14 protein-coding genes and 1 tRNA gene are annotated in these 18,054 nt (G+C 73.2%); 7 read left to right on the top strand and 8 right to left on the bottom strand.

Annotation, left to right across the window (positions count from 1 at the left end; all coding sequences use genetic code 11):
- Nucleotides 1–42: 42 nt before the first annotated feature.
- A complete protein-coding gene (locus AB0881_RS29560; protein ID WP_366622065.1) occupies nt 43–393 on the bottom strand; it encodes a hypothetical protein in 351 nt (116 codons plus the stop codon).
- Nucleotides 394–555: 162 nt separating this feature from the next.
- Here AB0881_RS29560 and AB0881_RS29555 point away from each other — a divergent pair.
- The 3 genes from AB0881_RS29555 (at nt 556) to AB0881_RS29545 (ending at nt 2,512) form a co-directional block, all read left to right on the top strand.
- Nucleotides 556–628: transfer RNA gene (locus AB0881_RS29555), tRNA-Arg, on the top strand.
- Between the two features lie 122 nt (nt 629–750).
- Nucleotides 751–1,593: an SAM-dependent methyltransferase gene (locus AB0881_RS29550; RefSeq protein ID WP_366622064.1), complete on the top strand. Its 843-nt coding sequence runs from the start codon at nt 751–753 to the stop codon at nt 1,591–1,593.
- A gap of 145 nt (nt 1,594–1,738) precedes the next feature.
- Nucleotides 1,739–2,512 carry a hypothetical protein gene (locus AB0881_RS29545; protein ID WP_366622063.1) on the top strand — a complete coding sequence of 258 codons (774 nt, stop codon included), beginning with the start codon at nt 1,739–1,741 and terminating at the stop codon, nt 2,510–2,512.
- 41 nt (nt 2,513–2,553) lie between these two features.
- On the opposite strand, the gene AB0881_RS29540 is transcribed toward AB0881_RS29545, so the two are convergent.
- A complete protein-coding gene (locus AB0881_RS29540; protein WP_366622061.1) occupies nt 2,554–2,682 on the bottom strand; it encodes a hypothetical protein in 129 nt (42 codons plus the stop codon).
- A 259-nt stretch (nt 2,683–2,941) separates the two neighbouring features.
- Between AB0881_RS29540 and AB0881_RS29535 the strand changes: the two genes are divergently transcribed.
- On the top strand, nt 2,942–4,300 hold the full coding sequence (locus tag AB0881_RS29535) for a Crp/Fnr family transcriptional regulator (protein WP_366622059.1): 1,359 nt from the start codon (nt 2,942–2,944) through the stop codon (nt 4,298–4,300).
- Here AB0881_RS29535 and AB0881_RS29530 read toward each other — a convergent pair.
- The 4 genes from AB0881_RS29530 to AB0881_RS29515 all read right to left on the bottom strand — a co-directional run bounded on the left by AB0881_RS29530 (nt 4,285) and on the right by AB0881_RS29515 (nt 10,464).
- A complete protein-coding gene (locus AB0881_RS29530) occupies nt 4,285–5,247 on the bottom strand; it encodes a phosphotransferase (protein WP_366622057.1) in 963 nt (320 codons plus the stop codon). The genes AB0881_RS29535 and AB0881_RS29530 overlap by 16 nt on opposite strands.
- 253 nt (nt 5,248–5,500) lie before the next feature.
- Nucleotides 5,501–8,194, bottom strand: a complete 2,694-nt coding sequence (locus AB0881_RS29525) for a tetratricopeptide repeat protein (RefSeq protein WP_366622055.1) — start codon at nt 8,192–8,194, stop codon at nt 5,501–5,503.
- Nucleotides 8,195–8,284: 90 nt separating this feature from the next.
- Nucleotides 8,285–9,529, bottom strand: a complete 1,245-nt coding sequence (locus AB0881_RS29520; RefSeq protein ID WP_366622053.1) for a PP2C family protein-serine/threonine phosphatase — start codon at nt 9,527–9,529, stop codon at nt 8,285–8,287.
- Nucleotides 9,530–9,615: 86 nt separating this feature from the next.
- On the bottom strand, nt 9,616–10,464 hold the full coding sequence (locus AB0881_RS29515) for an STAS domain-containing protein (protein ID WP_366622052.1): 849 nt from the start codon (nt 10,462–10,464) through the stop codon (nt 9,616–9,618).
- Between the two features lie 503 nt (nt 10,465–10,967).
- Here AB0881_RS29515 and AB0881_RS29510 point away from each other — a divergent pair.
- Nucleotides 10,968–11,915: a serine hydrolase gene (locus AB0881_RS29510; RefSeq protein WP_366622050.1), complete on the top strand. Its 948-nt coding sequence runs from the start codon at nt 10,968–10,970 to the stop codon at nt 11,913–11,915.
- 4 nt (nt 11,916–11,919) lie between these two features.
- Here AB0881_RS29510 and AB0881_RS29505 read toward each other — a convergent pair whose 3' ends face one another.
- Both AB0881_RS29505 and AB0881_RS29500 read right to left on the bottom strand, forming a co-directional pair.
- Nucleotides 11,920–13,068 (bottom strand): epoxide hydrolase family protein, encoded by a 1,149-nt coding sequence (locus AB0881_RS29505; protein ID WP_366622049.1) that lies wholly within the window; start codon nt 13,066–13,068, stop codon nt 11,920–11,922.
- On the bottom strand, nt 13,065–13,751 hold the full coding sequence (locus AB0881_RS29500; RefSeq protein WP_366622048.1) for a TetR/AcrR family transcriptional regulator: 687 nt from the start codon (nt 13,749–13,751) through the stop codon (nt 13,065–13,067). Before AB0881_RS29500 ends, AB0881_RS29505 begins: the two co-directional genes overlap by 4 nt.
- A 254-nt stretch (nt 13,752–14,005) precedes the next feature.
- Between AB0881_RS29500 and AB0881_RS29495 the strand changes: the two genes are divergently transcribed.
- Nucleotides 14,006–15,808: an HSP90 family protein gene (locus tag AB0881_RS29495; protein WP_366622046.1), complete on the top strand. Its 1,803-nt coding sequence runs from the start codon at nt 14,006–14,008 to the stop codon at nt 15,806–15,808.
- Complete coding sequence (locus AB0881_RS29490; RefSeq protein WP_366622044.1) at nt 15,805–17,976, top strand: hypothetical protein; 2,172 nt, start codon at nt 15,805–15,807, stop codon at nt 17,974–17,976. The genes AB0881_RS29495 and AB0881_RS29490 overlap by 4 nt, the downstream gene beginning before the upstream one ends.
- Nucleotides 17,977–18,054: the final 78 nt, after the last annotated feature.

Here is an 18,054-nt window from a genome sequence, read left to right as displayed (position 1 = left end):
CACGACAGCGGCAGGAACGCTACTACATGTTCCCGAACGACTTCACCGAGTCCGGTAACCGTTCCGCTCGCACCACCGCTTGAGGAACGGGACCTCGTTCCACCGCCGCGGGCACTCCCGCCGCGCCCGCCGCTCCGGCCGGCCCGCCGGCCCGCTCTCGCTGGGCCGCACCCGCCGCGGCGCCCGCGTCGCCGACGGCGTCGGCACCGGCCGCGGCGGCACGTACTCCCCCTGCGTGGGATGCGTCTCGGGCGGATTCGGCGTACTGGGCCCGGCCTGCACGCCCTGCGGCCGCGGCGCGGACTCCGACCCGCCCCGCACCCCCGCCACGACCAGGCCGATCACGAGCACGGCGACCGCCCCGCCGATCACGTACACCCACTTCGACCGCACGGACCGAAGCGTACCGACCTCCACCCCCTCGCACCTAATGCCCGGATGCCCGGCCGCCGCCTGCCCGGATCCCCGGCCCCCGCATAAGAAGGAGCGTTCACCCCCGGCTTCCCTTACCCTGTGAGGTGCCGTCCGCTACGCTCTTCCGGCGAGCGACGACATGCCTCCGTAGCTCAGGGGATAGAGCACCGCTCTCCTAAAGCGGGTGTCGCAGGTTCGAATCCTGCCGGGGGCGCCCAGGGCCGGTGCGCGGGAGCGCGGCCGGCCTTTTCGCGTATCCGGGGCGGGGAGGAAGGCCGCCGGAACCCCGTCCGAAGATCGTTGTAGCCGATACGCTCTCTCCCGGAGGGCAGAGTGATGGGCGACCACACGCCGGTGGAGATTCCCGAGGACGTGCCGACCTCGGCGCGCACGTACGGGTGGATGCTGGGCGGCAAGGACAATTTCGAGGTGGACCGGCAGTTCACCATCGGAATGCTGGAGCAGTTCCATTCCGGTGTGGACATCACGCGGGAGAACCGCCGCTTCCTTTACCGGGTCGTCCGGTACATGGTGCGGGAGGCGGGGATCCGGCAGTTCATCGACATGGGGTGCGGGCTGCCGACCAATAACAACGTGCATCAGGTGGCGCAGGCGTTCGCCCCCGGGGCGCACGTCGTGTACGTCGACAACGATCCGATCGTCCTCGCCCACGGGCGCGCCCTGCTGACCACCGACGAGACCACCACGATGATCCAGGCCGACTTCCGCGAGCAGGAGGCGCTGCTCGCGGAGCCCGGGCTGCGGCGGCTGATCGACTTCGAGCGGCCGGTGGGGATGCTGTTCCTGTCCGTCGGCCACCACCTCCTGGACGGGGATGACCCGGCCGGGGTGCTCGGCGAGATCATCGGGCGGGCGGTGCCCGGCAGCCACCTGGCGTTCAGCCAGATGGTGTGCACGCGGGACGAGCAGCGCGCCGAGATGAACGCCCGGTTCAACGCCGCCGGGATGGGGATGCGGCTGCGTTCCGTGGCGGAGGTCGAGGCGATCCTGCCCGCTCTGGAGCGGGTGGAGCCGGGCCTCCTCGACGTCAAGGACTGGCGGCCCGACCCCGGCCAGCCCGCGCTGGACCCGGTGCCGGCCGAGCTGCGGAAGTACGTGGGGCGCTCGGCGCTGGACCCCTCGATCTACGAGTACGGCGGCCTGCTCCGCAAGGTCTGAGCACCGAGGCTTTCTCGCTTTTCCCTGCAAAAGGGAAATAGCACAGAAATGGTGCGCGGATTCGGCGGTTCTCCTTGTTCGGCCCCAGGGCGGCGGACGCGTCCCTATGCTGTCGGCATATGAGCGCGGCATGCGGAGGCCCCGGGTGGAAATGACGCCGCTCAATAGTGAACCGGAGCCGGCGAGCAGGGAAGATCTCGTCGAGTCGCTGCGGCTGCTGCACGCCAGAGCCGGAAAGCCGTCGCTCCGCACCCTCGAACGGTGGGCGGCGAAGAACAGCGGCCACCCGCTGGCCCGGACGACCGTCTCCGAGATGCTGTCCGGGAAGCGGCTGCCCAGCCAGATGGTCCTGCTGACCTTCGTCCAGGCCTGCGGCGTCCCTCCGGAAGGGCTCGTCCCCTGGCGGCAGGCGTGGGAGCGGGTCGCCCTGGCGGAGGGGCCCCGCAACGGCTCCGTCGAGCGGCTGGAGCACCTGCGGCGGCAGGTCACCGAGTCCGAGGAGAGCCTGTCCCGGATCATCGCCGGCGCGGAACGCGCGGCGCTGGAGTCCCACGGGCAGCTCCAGCAGAGCCTCACGCGGCTCGAATCGCTCATCTCCGAGCACCGCGCCCAGGTCGTGAAGGCCGACGAGGAGCGCGAGGAATCGGAGCGCTCGTTCATCTCCGCCCTCCAGGACGGCATCCGGCAGCTGGAGGAGCGGCACCGCGAGGCCGAGCGCGTTCTGGAACGGAAGATGCAGTCGATCGGCGAGATGCTGAACGACTTCGAGGGCCGGATGGACCGCCTGCTCAAGGAGGCGGCCGAACGGGACGCCGCCCCGGACGAGGCGGCGGAGACTCCCGAACGGCCCGCGCTCCTTTACGGTGACTCCAGCATCTGGGGCGACGACCAGGACCTGTCGCCGCCGGTCATCGGCTGACGGGCGCCCGCGCCGGGCACGGCGCGGGCGCCTCCGCCGCTTCAGAAGCGGCCCTTGACCGCCTCCCACGCGGCCCACAGCCCGAATTTCGCGAATTCGAGGAGCGTGCGCGTCCTCCAGTAGCGGCTCTCTCCGTCGCCGCCCCGCGAATTCCCGTTCTCGATTCCCATTCGGCATCCCTCCTGCGCATCGATGCTGCAAGGGCCGGCCGCCGTCCCGCCAGGCGATCGGACAGTGCCGGTCCATTCCGGCCACCGCGCGGGGTGTCCCGCCGGCCAGGGGCGGTGTCCCGGACGGTGCGGGACGGCCGGGGCCGCGCGGCGTGTCGCCGTCCGGTGTCCGGCCGGACACCGGACGCCCGGCGTGTCACGTGACGCAGACCGGGCGGCCGCCCCGGTGATAGGCACGGAGGGGGATGGGAGGGCGGCCATGGGATCCGAGGTGGCGGCGCGGCCTTTCTGGCCGGCGCTCAGTGAACCGGAACGGCGCGCGCTGGGCGGACTGGCCGAGCGCGGCACGTTCGAGGCGGGCAACGTCCTGTGCCGCGAGGGCGACCCGGCGGTGCGGGTCATCGTGGTGCTGGCGGGCTGGACGAAGGTGTCGCTCGGCGCGGCCGGCCGGGAGCGGATCATCGCCCTGCGCGGGCCGGGCGACCTGGTCGGCGAGCGCGCGGCGCTGCGGGTGCGGTCGCGGTCCGCCACGGTCGTCGCGCTGGACACGGTGGAGGCGCTGATCGTCCCGGCGGTGGACTTCGCGGGGTTCCTCGACGGCCACGAGCGGGTGTACGAGCTGCTGGAGAAGGAGCTCTACGGGCGGCTGACCGAGGAGCGGTACGGCGAGACCGCGCCCGAGGAGCGGATCGCCGGCCATCTCGCCGGCCTCGTCCTGCCGCGCGGTCACCGGCTGACGCTGCCGGTCACCTGCCAGGACATCGCGGACTTCACGGACGTCCCGCGCGCGGACGTCGAGCAGATCATGGACGCCTGGGAGCGGACCGGCCTCGTCCGCCGCACGCCGTACAGCCTCACGGTCCTCGACGCGCACGCCCTCCAGGGCGGCACAACGCCGCCCGCCCGGTACGGCTGGCGCGGGCAGAACTGCTCGATCATGTTCACCGACGTCGCGCGCTTCAGCGACCCGTCCCGCGACGACCGGGACCGCCTGCTCGTACGGCAGGTGCTGTACGAGGTGCTGCGGCAGGCGTTCGAGGACGCCGGGCTGGACTGGGACGCCGTCTACCGCGAGGACCGCGGCGACGGGACGCTCATGGTCGTGCCGCCGTCCGTACCGACGTCGTCCCTGGTCGAGCCGCTGATCCCGCATATCGCCGCAGGGGTCGACCGGCACAACCGCGGCGCGGCGGAGGGCGTCCGCGTCCAGCTCAGGGTCGCGCTGGACGTCGGCCCGGTCGTCCCCGACGGGAACGGCGTCTCCGGTGAGGCGCTCATCCGGACGGCGCGGCTGCTGGACGCGCCCGCGTTCAAGAAGGAGCTGGAGGCCACGGGCGCGGACCTCGGCTTCATCGCCTCGCGGTTCGTGTACGACAGCGCCGTCCGGCACTCGGCCGATCCGCGGCCGTACCGGGAGGTCGAGGTCCAGGTGAAGGAGACCGAGACGACCGCCTGGATGTACTTCGCCCACGGCGCCCGCGCCCTGCATCTGCGCGGCGACGCCGTCCGCCCTTCACCCGGGAGCGCCGCGGGTACCGGTACGGGGACGGTCTTCGCGGGGCCCGTGGACGTGGCGGGCGACCTCGTCCTCGGCGACAAGATTCAGTACGGCCAGTGACCCTGCCCGCGCCGTTCGACGTCGCGGAGAAGTTCGCGCCATTTCTCGGGGGAATGGCTCACCACCAGATTCCGTGTGGTGACATAGCGGAACATCCACCCGACCGCGGCCTTGTCGATCCCGATGTCGATCGCGTTCAGGTAGGCGTCGATGAACCGCTCGGCCGCGTCCAGGCGTCCGTTCCCCGTCCGGCACCAGCCCACGTGGAACGCGGCGAGTACCGCGTCGTACAGGAAATGGTCCTTGCGCGCCAGGTCCCAGTCGATGACGTCGACGATCTCGCCGTCCCTCACCAGGATGTTGCCGGGCCGGTAGTCCTGGTGGGTGATTCCGGTCGGGCCGAGGCGGAGCCCGGCGGCGGCCTGCTCGTCCAGCTCCGCGAGGTTGCGCTTGACCGCCAGGATGTCCTCTTCTGAGCGGTTCCCGCTCATGCCGTCCACGAAGGCGGCCCGATCGTCCAGGACGCGCCGGACCGGCCAGTGGTACGGGGCGATGTCGCGGCGGAGCTCTCCGAGGCGCCCGGGGAACCCCATGGCGGCCTCATGGATGCGGGCCAGCTGGCGGGCGGAGGCGCTGACCAGCCGCGGGTCGTGCCAGTCCGGTTCCGGGTCGTGCTCGGTGTACGACCTGACGAACCAGTAGTGCGTGCCGTCGTCCACCCAGCGCCGCGCCGGGTCGGTGCACGGTTCGGCGCAGGGCAGCATCCGCCGGACCATGATCGTGCCGTCGCCGCGGCTCAACCGGTCGATGATCTCGAACTGGAGCCGGAACGGGACGCGCGAGCGCTCCCGGCGGACCTGCGAGAGGACGTAGCGGTCCCCGCCGGCGCGGTCCCCGTCGTGGCGGTAGAGGAAATGCAGGCTGTAGCGGCGCATGCTGCGGAGCAGCTTGACCGACTTGTGCCGGTAGTGCTTCGCCAGAATTTCACACCAGGCTTGACGGGCCACTTTTCGTTTCCTCGATGCGGCCCTGTCACAAACGGCTCTGGCCGGAACGCCGGGACACAGGCGACTGTGGATGGCGACGCCAATACAACCACAGCGAACGCCGCTCACAGGTTATCTTCCGATTAAAATATGGCCTCGCTTCGGCCGGTGGCGCCGGCGGGGGTGTCCGCGCTTTTCGACCACATACAACCGCGTTGTCGTTAGAACGCCATCGGCATCCCGTTGCCAGAGATTCTCACAATGGACCGGTGATTCAGAGAATCTCTTTGTAGAGCCGCCGGGTCTTGTTGCGCCGGCTGCGCACGCCCAGATTGCGTTCGAGGTCGATGGCCTTGCGCGCGTTGCGCACCGCCTCGTCGCGATCGCCGATCTCGGCGGTGATCTCGGCCAGGGCGTGGAGCGTCACCACCTGGCCGTAGTTGTCCTCGACGGCGGCCACGATGTCGCCCGCCCGCAGCGCCGTCCTGCGCGCCTTCTCCAGCAGCCCCAGCTCCAGGTAGACCTTGCAGAGCAGGTCGAGGGAGTTGGCCTCGCCGCGCAGGTCGCCGATCCGGCGGCGCAGCCGCAGCGACCGTGTCGCGCCCTTGCGCGCCGTGCCCTGCGCCCCCTGCCAGTGCGCGACGAGCGCGAGCGCGTTGAGCGCGGTCGCCTCGCCGGAGCGGTCGCCGATCGAGCGGGAGATCTGCAGCGACCGCTCGGCGTCCACCCGCGCCCGCTCGTAGTCCTTCTTGCGGCGGAAGCTGCGGCTGAGGCTGTTGAGCGCCTCGGCCTCCCCGTGCCTGTCCTCAAGCTCCTGGTGGATGTCGAGCCCCTCCAGCCCCGCCCGGATGGCCCCATCATGGTCGCCGAGGCGCCGCAGGATGGTCGAGAGGTACACGAGCGCCTCGGCCTCGCCGTGCCGGTCGCAGATCGCGCGGCGGATGCGGAGGGCGCGTTCCACGTAGTCCAGCGCCTCCGGGTACCGCCCGAGCCACATGTGCAGGTGGCCGATGAAGGCGAGCGCCTCGCCCTCCCCGTGCCGGTCGCCGATCACGCCGCGCTTCTCCAGGGACTCCCTGGCGTAGCGGAGCGAGAGCGACGACCGCCCCCACGCGGAGTAGACGCGGGCGATGATGTCGAGCGCCTCCGCCTCGCCGCGCACGTCCCCGATGGCCTGGCGGATGTCCAGCGCGGCGGCGGCGCACTCGAACGCGCGCTGGTACTCGCTGAGCCCCTGGAACCCGCGGGCCGTGGTGTCCAGCGTGGTCGCCTCGCCGTGCCGGTCCCCGATCTCCCGGCGGATGGCCAGGGCGGTCCGCGCGGTGGCGAGCGCCTCGCGGTACTCGCTGAGGTGCAGATGGATCCGGGCGGTGTTGTCGAGCGCCGCGGCCTCGCCGTAGCGGTCGCGGACCTGCCGGCTCAGCCGGCGGGCCTGCTCGGCCTCGGCGAACGCCTCCCGCGCCCGGCCTAGGCACCGGTACACGACCGCCAGGTGGTGGCGCATGAAGAACTGCGACGGCAGATGCCCGCGCCGTTCCGCCGCCGCCAGGCCCAGCCGGTGGACGGCGATGTTCTCGTGGCTGTAGCGGCGCAGCTCGAAGAAGTCGTAGACCGCGTCGGCCAGCTCCCAGGTCAGCTCGTCCCACCCCAGCCGCGACGTCTGCCCGACGACCTCGATCAGGTTGAGGTGCTCGGCGGTGAACCAGTCGAGATGGCGGGCCCGCTCGGCCGGGTCCGCGCCGGTCGGCGGGCCCGCGAGCTCCTGCCCGATGGTGCGGCGGTAGCGGTCGAGGAAGCGGCCCGCCTGCTGGGCCCGGGTGAGGTACCAGGTGGCCAGGCGTTCGAGGGCGGATTCGCGCACGACGCGCTCGTCCTCCTCCTCGGCGCGGCCGCGCGCGTACTCCCGCAGGAGGTCGTGGAGCTGGTAGCGGTCCGAGGCGACCGCCTGGACGAGGTTGGCGTCCTCCAGCCGGCCGAGGACACGCGCCGCGGCGCCGGGGGTGACGGCGAGCAGCGCGCCGGTCGCCTGCGGGGTGAAGGTCGGCCCCTCGATCAGGCCGAGGAGGCGGAAGGCCGCGCGCAGGCCGGGGTCGAGCCCGCGGTACGACAGGTCGAACGCGGCTCCGACGGCCCCGTCCATGTCCCGGCCGAGCGTGAGGTTGGACAGCCGGTCGCCGCGGTCCAGCGTCCGTACCGCCTCGGCCACCGACTGCTGCGGGCGGGTGGCCAGGTTCGCCGCGGCGACGCTGAGCGCCAGCGGCAGCCCGCCGCACATGTGCACCAGCCGCCGGGCCGCCTCGGGCTCGGCGTCGGTCCGTTCGGGGCCCGCGACCGTGCGGATCAGTTCGAGGGCCTCGCCCGCGGGGAGCGGGTGCAGCGGGACGGTCCGCGCGTGGTCGTGCGCGACCAGGCCGGCCAGCTCGTCGCGGGCGGTCACCACGACCACGCAGGACGGGCTGCCGGGCATGAGCGGGTGGACCTGCTGGAAGGACGCGGCGTCGTCCAGCACGATCAGGATCTGCTTGCGGGCGAGCTGCGACCGGTACAGGGTGGTCAGCTCGCCCTCGTCCGCCGGGATCCGGCTCGCCGGAACGTTCAGCGCGCGCAGCGCCCGGCTCAGCGCCTCGCGGGAGGTGAGCGCGGCGCGGTCGGAGTGCCCTCGCAGGTCGATGAAGATGTGGCCGTCGGTGAACCGGTCCGCGATCAGGTGGGCCCAGTGGACCGCGAGCGCCGTCTTGCCCACGCCCGGCATCCCGGTGATCGCGATGATGAGCGGCGACCGCGAGCGCCGGTTCTCGTCGACGAGGCCGCCGAGGCGGGCGAGGCTGTCGCTGCGGCCGGAGAACCCGTGGATGTCCAGCGGGAGTTCCCGGGGAGGCGCGAGCGGCGGGTCGCCGCCCATGTACACGACCTTGTCCCGGCCCACGGCGTCGCCGCCGAATCTCGCGTGTTCCGCAAAGCTCGCCACGTCGGTCCCTCGCTGCGTGGGTGCTTTGCCGACGAGGCTAATGCGCGACGAACCGCGCCATTGTGTCGGCCGACACAGTCGCGCCGGTTCTCAGGGGAGGCCGACGAGCGCCTCGGCCTCGCCGGCGTGGAACGGGGCAGGGCCGTGCCATTCGAGGAGGAGGACGGTGGCGTCGTCGTTCAGGTGGCCGTCGTGGTAGTCCAGGTGGTGGCGGATGAGGCGGCGCAGGGTCTCGGGCACGGGCAGGCCGTCGGCCTCGTGGCGGACGAGGAAGTCGATGAAGCGGTCGAGGCCGAACTCGCGGCCCTCGGGGCTGCGGGCCTCGGTGATGCCGTCGGTGTAGAGGACCAGGCGGTCGCCCGGCTCCAGCTGGTCGTGGCAGACGGTGCCGGAGATGCCGAGGCCGAGGCCCATCGGGGGCGCCGGCGGGCATTCCAGGCGGAGGGTGCGGCCGTTGCGGATGATCACCGGCGGGTGGTGGCCGCGGGTGAGCCAGCTCAGCCGGCCGGTCGAGGAGTCGAGGACGCTCAGGATGCCGGTGGCGAACCGGTCCTCGAACTGCTCGCACAGCACCTCCTCGATGTGCTCGGCCGTGCCGGTCAGGTCGGTCGCCTGGCGGCGGTGGTTGCGGCAGGCGGCGACGGCGAGGTTGGCGGTGAGGCCGGACGCGGCGTCGTGGCCCATGGCGTCGAAGATGCTCAGGTGGACGGTCTCGCCGCTGACGCCGTAGTCGAACGCGTCGCCGCTGATCTCGTACGCGGGTTCCAGCACGGCGCTGATCACGACCCGGTCGGTGGCGAACGTCCGCGGTGGGATGAGGTGCCACTGCATCTCGGCGGCCACGTTCATCCGCCGGCGCCGGATCAGCCGGGCGTGCGCGTCGCTGACGTCGCGCTTCGCGGTGATCAGGACGGCGATCGCGCCGGCCAGCTCCCGCATGAGCCCGACCGCGAGGTCCCCCTTGAGGTCCGTGCTGACGCGCAGGACGCCGAGGCGCTCGGTGCCGTTCAGCAGCGGGATCCACCACCGGGGCGCGGGGGCGCCGTCGCGCGCGGCCGGGACGATCTCGCCGTGCTGGAACGCGCGGCCCGGGACCGTTCCGGAGACCGGTATCTCGCCCGGCTCGTCGCCGGGGTCGGCGTTGGCGTCCAGGCCCTTGCCGGTGACCAGGAAGAGCGACTCCTCCTGGAGGTCGGCCAGGTAGATGAGGAGCCCGTCGAGGCCCGCGTGGGCGGCCTGCTCCGCGGCGATCCGCGGCAGGCTCTCGAACGTGTACCGGTGGCTGGCGCCGAGCAGGCCGGCCAGCATCCGCTCACGTCCTGACGCTCGCCCCATGCGCTACGGAGTACCCCCTGCGCAACGCGGGAAATCATGGGCGCGCCCCCGTGCCCGCGGCGGGGCGGGCGCGGGGGCGCGCGGTGTCACAGCGCGGTCAGCGTGCCCCCGGCCGGCGCGGCGGCCGGGGCCGGGACGGCGAGGCGGCGGCACGACTGGAACGCCGACCGCAGCCCCTCCCGGTCGATGATCTGCCGCAGCCGCGGCGGGACGCCCGCCAGCGACAGGCAGCCGCCCTCCGCGCTGGCCCGCCAGCGGATGCCGAGCAGCACCGGGAACGGGTCGCAGCGGACCCGGATCCGGTCGTGCATCCTCACCATGAGGTGGTGCGCGTTCCGCTCGATCATCGAGGTGAGCGCCTCGCCGAGCTGGCTGGTGGTGACCTCGTCCAGCACCCCGCCGACCGAGACCATGAGGTGGCCGTCGTCGGGCGCGGGCGCCGTCTCGATCGTTAACTCGGTGTCCGGCAGGTACAGCGACAGCCGGTTGTCGTCCGGGTACAGCGCCCGGATCGCGTCCAGGACGTGCGTGCCGTCGGCCGCGGCGCGGCGGCGGTGCGGCCGCGCGGGCGGCGGTACGGTCGCCGACTCCAGGTGCGGGTACATCGGCACCAGCCGCGCGAGCCCGGTGACGTGCAGCGCCTGCCGGGTCCGCAGCGCGGTCGCCGGGACGACGATCCGCAGCGTCCGGCCGAGCAGGTTCGCCCGGGTCTGCGTGCGGGCCAGCAGCACCAGCCCGGCCGCGTCCAGCAGGATGGTGTCAGTGAGATCGACGACCAGCCCGGACGGGTTCCGCGCCGACTCCGCGGTCAGTGCCTCGCACAGGGCCTCCCGGATCGCCGAATAGTTGTGCCAGCCCGTTTCGGGTGGCAGCGTGAGAACGACGAAGCCTCGTTCGGTCCTGGTCCGCAGGCCTTGCACGGTGGTCTTTTTCATCGGTCTTTTCTCTTGTCGGCGCGGATACGGGACGCTTCGTTCCCTTGACGATCCCGGAGAGCCGGGACAGGGCGAGACCCTCGATGGTCTCCGCCTCGGGCCGGATGCCGAGATGCACGCAACAGCTCCAGAGGTCGTCTATGCAGCGTCGCACGGTCTCGACGGGTACCTCGGCGAAGTCGGCGTGCAGGCCCGCCACCAGGACCTCGCGCGTTCTTCCGAGCGGCACCGGCTGTTCCTCATGGTCCACTGCCCCCTCCGATCACATCGGGCCGGTCACACGTGCGGCCCCGTCCTCCGGGGCGTCGAAGGCGCCGGAGGAACCTTGAACTTTGCACGGACCTACCCGAACCGGGCACGGAAAAGAGCGTGCCGGTGAAAAAGACCGCCATATTTGCGTCGCCGGTCGGCAATTCCCCGCGCGAACGGATTGACTCGCGCGCGGCCGGTGGGCGTGCGGCGGCAAACACGGGGGTAACGCGCGCCTCGCGAGACTCGCCGCCATGCGACCCCGAACACCGCTCCGCCGGGCCGCGGCGGCGGCCGTCACCGCGGCCTGCGCGGCGCTGATCGCCGCCGCGCCGGCGGTGCCGCCGAGCCTGCATGATGGGGCGGTGCCCGTCCCCGTCCCCGGCCCCGAGGTCCCCGTGACGCTGACGCCCGTTCCGCCCGATCCGTCCCCGCCGGTGCTCACGGCGGAGCGGCGCGAGCGGCTCGCCCGTTCCCTCGACCGCTACCTGGAGGACCGGCAGGGCCGGCTATCGGTGGCGGTGCGCGACCTGGAATCGGGCCTCGCGTTCTCGTACGAGCCGCGGCTGCGGACCGCCACGGCCAGCATCGTCAAGGTCGAGATCGTCATGGCGCTGCTGCTCCAGGCGCAACGCGAGGACCGGTCGCTGACCGCCGCCGAACGCTCCCTGGCCGAACGGGCGATCACGGTCAGCGACAACGACGCCGCCACCGCGCTCTGGCACGCGATCGGCGGCGGCCCCGGCCTGGCGAAGGCCGGGAGGAGGCTCGGGCTGGAGGACACCGAGCCCGGCCCGGGTACGGCGTGGGGCGCGACCACCACGAGCGCCGCCGACCAGGTCCGGCTGCTGGCCGCGCTCGCGTCCGGCGGCGGCCCGCTGACCGGCCGGAACCGCCGGTACGTCCTGGACCTGATGGGCGAGGTGGCGCCCGAGCAGGCGTGGGGCGTGAGCGCCGCGGCCGCGGGCGGCGCGGCGGTCGCGCTCAAGAACGGCTGGCTGCCGCGCGAGGTGGACGGCGGCGCCTGGACGGTCAACAGCGTCGGCCGCGTCCGCGCCGGCGGCCGCGACCTCCTGATCGCGGTCGTCTCCGACCGCCACCCGTCGATGGCCGCGGGCGTGGCGGCGGTCGAGCACGCGGCCGCCGCCGTCGCCGCCGCGCTCTCCGACACCCCCTCCGACACCCCCGCCGACGCCCGCTGAGCCGCTACCGGATCAGGCGGAAGAACGCGCGCAGCTCGTTCACGAACGTTTCGGGCTGCTCGGACGCGGCGAAATGACCGCCCTTCTCCGGTTCGTTCCAGTAGCGGATATCGGTGTAGCGGCGGGCCGCCCAGCGCCGCGAGGGGCGGGGCACCTCCTTGGGGTAGACCGAGCATCCGGCCGGGACGGTCACGGTGTCCGGCGTCGCCTCGGTGAACCATCCCTGGACTTCCCTGATGCTCTCCCAGTAGAGGCGGGCGGAGGACGCGCCCGTGCGGGGCAGCCAGTACAGCATCACGTTGTCGAGGAGCTCGTCCCGCGTGAAGACGTTCTCGGGATGGCCGTCGCAGTCCGACCAGGCCCGGTACTTCTCCACGATCCAGGCGCACTGCGCGGCCGGCGAGTCGACCAGGCCGTAGCCGAGCGTCTGCGGCCGGGTCGACTGCTGCGCCGAGTAGCCGTCCTCCCGTTCCGCGGCGCGTTCGAGGTCGGCGAGCGCCGCCCGCTCCCCCTCGGTGAGGTCGCCGAACGTCGCCGGGTCGGGCGCGGCGAGGGGCGGGCTGAGGTGGATGCCGGCGACCCGCGCGGGGTCGCGCCGGGCCATGAGGGTCGTGACGCTGGTCCCCCAGTCGCTGCCGTGCGCGCCGTACCGCTCGTACCCGAGGCGGCCCATCAGTTCGAGCCAGGCGCGGGCGACGCGGTGCACGTCCCAGCCGGTGCGGTCCGGCTTGCCGCCGAAGCCGTAGCCGGGCAGGGTCGGGAGGACGAGATGGAAGGCGTCCGCGGCGTCGCCGCCGTACGCGGGCGGGTCCGCCAGCGGCCCGGCGACCTTCAGGTACTCGGCGAGCGAGCCGGGCCAGCCGTTGGTGAGGACCAGCGGGAACGCGCCGGGGTGCGGCGACCGCACGTGCGCCAGGTGGACGTCCAGCCCGCCGATCCTGGTACGGAACTGCGGCAGCGCGTTGAGGCGCGCCTCGGCCGCCCGCCAGTCGTACTCCCGCGCCCAGTACCGGCACAGGTCCTGTAGGTAACCGAGCGGTACGCCCTGCGACCAGTCGTCCACCGTCTCGGGCTCGGGCCAGCGCGTCCGCTCCAGCCGCGCGCGCAGATCCGCCAGGTCGTCCTCGGGGACGTCGATGCGGAACGGGATCACGGGCTCGCGGCCGGTGCGGTGTCCGCGGCGGCGGCGCCGGTGGCTTGGGCGGTGTCAGTGGTGTCGGTGGTGTCGGTGACGACCAGGCGGGCCAGCATCGCGTGGCGCAGTTCGGCGTACGCGGCGTCCAGGTCCAGGGCCTTGGACTCGATCAGGTACTGGTGGACGATGCCGCGCAGCGAGCCGAGCAGCCAGATCGCCAGCCCCTCGGGGTCGACGTCCGGCTGGACGAGGCCCTCCTTCTGGCCCGTCTCGACGTGCTGGGCGATCCGCTCGCGCAGCCGCCGGTGCAGGGCGGCGAACTCGGCGCGGATGGGCGAGGCGGGGCCGATGGCCTCGTACAGCAGCGCGTCGTAGAGGGCGAAGAAGGTCGGGTCCTCCTCCAGGGCCGTGCGGTGCGCGCGGAGCGCCGCGTCGATCGCGTCCTCCAGGCTGCCGGCGCCCTCTTCGAGGCTGGGCAGGAACGCGCCCTCCTCCCACTCGTCGGTGAGGATCTCGACGATGGCCGACAGCAGCCCGTCCTTGGAGCCGAAGTGCAGCGTGACGGCACCGCGGCTCTGCCCGACGCGGGCTCCGATCTCGGCAACGGTCGTGCTCTGGTATCCCTTCGCGGCGAACAACTCGACCGCGGCCTCCAGCAGCCGCCGGTGCGTCGTCGCCGAACGTTCCGCCTGCGTTGGCACCGTCTTCTCCCTTGGGGCACGCGCGACATGGCGGAGTTCTCCGTCGAACCCCAGGTTACGGCGATCCGGGCGCGGAGTCATTATCCTGCGTCCATCCAGGGCCGAATGTCACAAATTTACCGGATGCCGGATGGCGGATGCGGGGGCGTGGAGATCGGAGATCATCGGAATCCGGCTGCCGAGCCACCGTCCCTTACGGCATGGTTTATCCCCATTGGTAACCATGGGGCTCTACGGGCGGGAGGCGGCCACCGGTGCGTCACGGCTTCAGCGTCGATCTGCGGGGGATCATCGACCTGCTCGGGCGGCATCTCTACCCGAGCCCGCGCGCCTACCTGAGGGAGCTGCTGCAGAACGCGGTGGACGCGCTCAGCGCGCGGCCGCCGGCCGATCCGCGCATCCTGATCCGGCCGCCGTCGGTCACCGGGGACGGCTCGCTGCACGTCCTCGACAACGGCATCGGCCTCACCGAGGCGCAGGTGCACGAGCTGCTCGCCACCATCGGCCGCTCGTCCAAGCGGGACGAGCTGGGGTTCTCCCGGCAGCGGTTCCTCGGCCAGTTCGGCATCGGGCTGCTGTCGTGCTTCCTCGTCGCCGACGAGGTCGAGGTGGTGACGCGCAGCGCGGACGGCGGGGACACCGTCCGCTGGACGGGCCACGCCGAGGGCCACTACACCGTCGAGCCCGCCGAACCCCGGGACGAACCGGGCACCACCGTCGTGCTGCGGCCCCGGCGCGGATCCGAGCACTGGCTGTCGGACGCCACCGTCACCCGGCTGGCCGCCGACTTCGGCTCGCTGCTGCCGTACCCGGTCAGGGTCGGCGACCGGCCGGTGACCGCGGGCCCGCCGCCCTGGCGGGCCGAGTACGCCGACCCGCGCGCCCGCCGCGAGGCGCTGCTGAAGTACGCCGAGGAGACGCTGGAGTTCCGGCCGTTCGACGTCATCGACCTGAACGTCCCGGCGGCCGGGCTGACCGGGGTCGCGTTCGTGCTGCCCACGCCGCTGCCCGCGAGCGCCCGCGCGTCCCACCGCGTCTACCTCAAGCGGATGCTGCTCGGCGAGCGCGTCGAGGGCCTGCTGCCGGACTGGGCGTTCTTCGCCCGCTGCGTCGTCGACACGAGCGAGCTGCGCCCGACCGCCGACCGGGAGCAGCTGTACGCCGACGACCTGCTGGAGGAGACCCGCGAGGCGCTCGGCGCGCAGCTGCGGGCGTGGCTGGTCGGCCTCGCGGCGACGAGCCCGGCCCGGCTGAACGGGTTCCTGTCCGTGCACCACCTCGGCGTGAAGGCGCTGGCCGTGCACGACGTCGAGATGCTGCGGCTGGTGGACCGCTGGATGCCGGTCGAGACCGGCGACGGCGACATGACGCTCGCCGAGTTCCGGCGGCGGCACGGCACCGTCCGGTACGCGCCGAGCGTGGACGAGTTCCGCCAGTTCGCGCAGGTCGCGACCGCGCAGGGCGTCGGGCTGGTGAACGCCGGGTACTCCTACCTCGCCGAGATCCTCAACCGGCTGCCGCTGCTCGACCCGGAGATCGAGGTGCGCCGGCTGGACCCCGCCGAGCTGGCCACCCGGATGGACCCGCTCGACCCGGCCGCCGAGCCCGCCGTCCAGCGGTTCCTGGAGCACGCGCGGCGCGCGCTGGACCGGCTCGGCTGCGAGCCGGTCGTCCGCGCGTTCCAGCCGGTCGCGCTGCCCGCCCTCTACCTGGCCGGCCACGAGGCCGTCCGGCAGGCGGAGCGGCGGGCGGCGGCGGAGTCCGCCGACGGGGCCTGGGCCGACATGCTCGACGGCCTCGACGGGATCGCGGGCGCCCCGCCGCCGGAGCCGGCCCGCCCGCAGCTCATCCTCAACCACGACAGCCCGCTGGTACGGCGGGTGGTCGCGCTGACCGACCCGCTGCTCGTCCGCCTCGTCGTCGAGGCGCTGTACGGGCACGCGCTCCTGCAGGGCCACCACCCGATGCGCGCGGCCGACACGGCGGCGCTGAACCGCTCGTTCCTGGGCCTCGTCGAGTGGGCCGTGCACGACAACGACGCGGAGGACGACCGATGACCCGTTCCCCGGAGGAGCTGCGCGAGCTGCTCGCCGACGCGGAGGAGATGCCCGAGGGCGAGGCGAAGGTGGGCGCCGTCCAGGACGTCCTCCGGTGGGCGGAGGCCGCCGCCCTGCTCGACATCGAGATCGAGGCCCGGCTGGTCCTGGTGGACGCGCTGATCGCGCTGGCGCAGGACACCGAGGACGTCAACGCGGTCATCACCGCGTTCACCCGCAACGTCGCCCTGTACGGCAGGCACCCGGACCTGTTCGACGACTACCTGCTGGACGGGCTGTGGCGGCAGTTCGCGGCGCAGGGGATCGTGCTGAGCCTGATGGTGGAGTACCCGCTGCGGCTGGTCAACGGCGTGTTCGACGACATGGAGCGGCGCTGCCGGCCCGACCGCGACGACCTGCACACCGTCCACTCGCTCCGGCTGCTGCTGGCGGACCTGTCCGGCGACCGGGAGGCGGGCGAGCGCTCCCTCGCCGAGCTGCGGCACCGCGAGGCGGCCGACTACGCGTGCCCGGCGTGCCTGGCGACGTTCCAGGTCCGCTTCCTGGCGAACCGCGGCCGCGACGCCGAGGCGATCGAGCTGGCGCGGCCGATCCTGAGCGGCGAGCTCCCGTGCGACACCGGCATCCAGCCGGCGGAGACGCTGCACGTCCTCCAGTCGTGCCACCTGCGCGTCGGCGACCTGGACGAGGCGCGGGACGCGCACCGGCTCGCCTACCGCGGGCTCGACCACGACAGCGAGAGCGACGTCGCGCAGCACCTCGTCTTCTGCGTGCTCTCCGGCAACACCGAGCGGGCGCTGTCGATCGTCAAGCGGGACCTGGTGCTGTTCGAGGGCACGCCGACCACGATGTACGAGCTGGAGCTGGCGGCCGCGGCGGCGATGGTGTTCGGCGCGCTGGCGGACGAGGGGCGCGGCGGCGAGGTGCTGTTCTGGCCGGCGAACCCCGACTTCCCGGAGGACGAGGACGAGGAGTGGACGTTCGCGGAGCTGCGCGACGACTTCGCCCGCGACGCGGCGGAGCTGGCGGCCCGGTACGACGCGCGGCACGGCAACACCCACGTCGGTGACCGGGTGCGCGCGACGTTGGAGACGCGCGCGATCGTCCCCGAGCTGCCGCTGACGCCGCTCGCCGCCCGCCGCAAGGAACTCGCCGAGGCCGCCGCCGTCCAGCCCGCCCCCGCACCGGCCGAGGGCGAGTCGGAAGCGGAGACGGCGACGCAGATGGCGGCGGAAGAGGACGCGCTGGACGAGGCCCTCGGCCACGCCAGGCGCGGCGACGAGCTGCTGAACTCCGGCCGCGCCGGGGACGCGATCGGCGCGTTCATCGAGGCCACCGCGCGGTTCACCGCCCTGGGCCAGACCCGGCTGGCCACACACGCGCGGGTCGACCTGGCCACGGCGTACCTCACCGTCGGCCGGGCCCTGGACGCGGCCGAGTGCGCCGAGGAGGCCCTGCCCGACATCTCCCCCGAGGACGACGCCGAGTACACCGGCATGCAGGCCCGCTGGGTGCTGGCCTGCGCGTACCCGGACCTGGACCAGCCCGGCGACGCGCTCGACCGGCTGGCGGAGATGGCCGCCCGGACGGCGGATCCGGCGATCCTCGGGCGGCTGGACCGGCAGGCGGGCGGCGTCCTGTCGGCCGAGGACCGCGACGAGGAGGCCGCCGAGCGGTACACGGCCGCCGCCCACCACTACGCCGCGGCGGGCAACGCGTTCGAGGAGGCGGTGTGCCTGCGGCAGGCCGCGCTCGCGCACTGCTGGGCGGGCGACGTCGACACGGCGCTGGCCACGGCGGAACGGGCCGGGCGGGTCGCCGAGCGGTTCCCGGACGGCGACGCCGAGCGCGGGGCGTGGGAGTCGGCGGTCCTGCGGTACGACACCGCCCGGATCCTGGCCGCCCACGACCGCCTCGACGAGGCCTCCGCCGAGGCGGCGCGGGCGGCCGAGGCGTTCCGGGAGACCGGCGACCGGGCGTTCGTCACCCGCTGCGAGCTGCTGGCCGGGCGGCTGCGGTACGGGCTCGCCGACCACGGCGGAGCGGCGGCGGCGCTGCGGCGCGCCCTCGCCGAGTCCGCCGACCCGGACGGCGACGAGGAGAACGCCGCCGAGCGGAAGCGGGCCGCGGAGCTGCTGGCGGAAGTCGTCGCGGAACGGAGCGCGTGACGGCCCCTGGCCGCGGAAACAACAACCGCGCTGAAATGCACGTGCACGCCATTTCGGCCGGGCCCGCATTCGCGTTTT

The sequence above is a fragment of the Spirillospora sp. NPDC029432 genome (assembly GCF_040703975.1).
In the GTDB taxonomy this organism is placed as follows: Bacteria; Actinomycetota; Actinomycetes; order Streptosporangiales; family Streptosporangiaceae; genus Spirillospora.
This window is presented reverse-complemented; position numbering and strand designations above follow the sequence as displayed.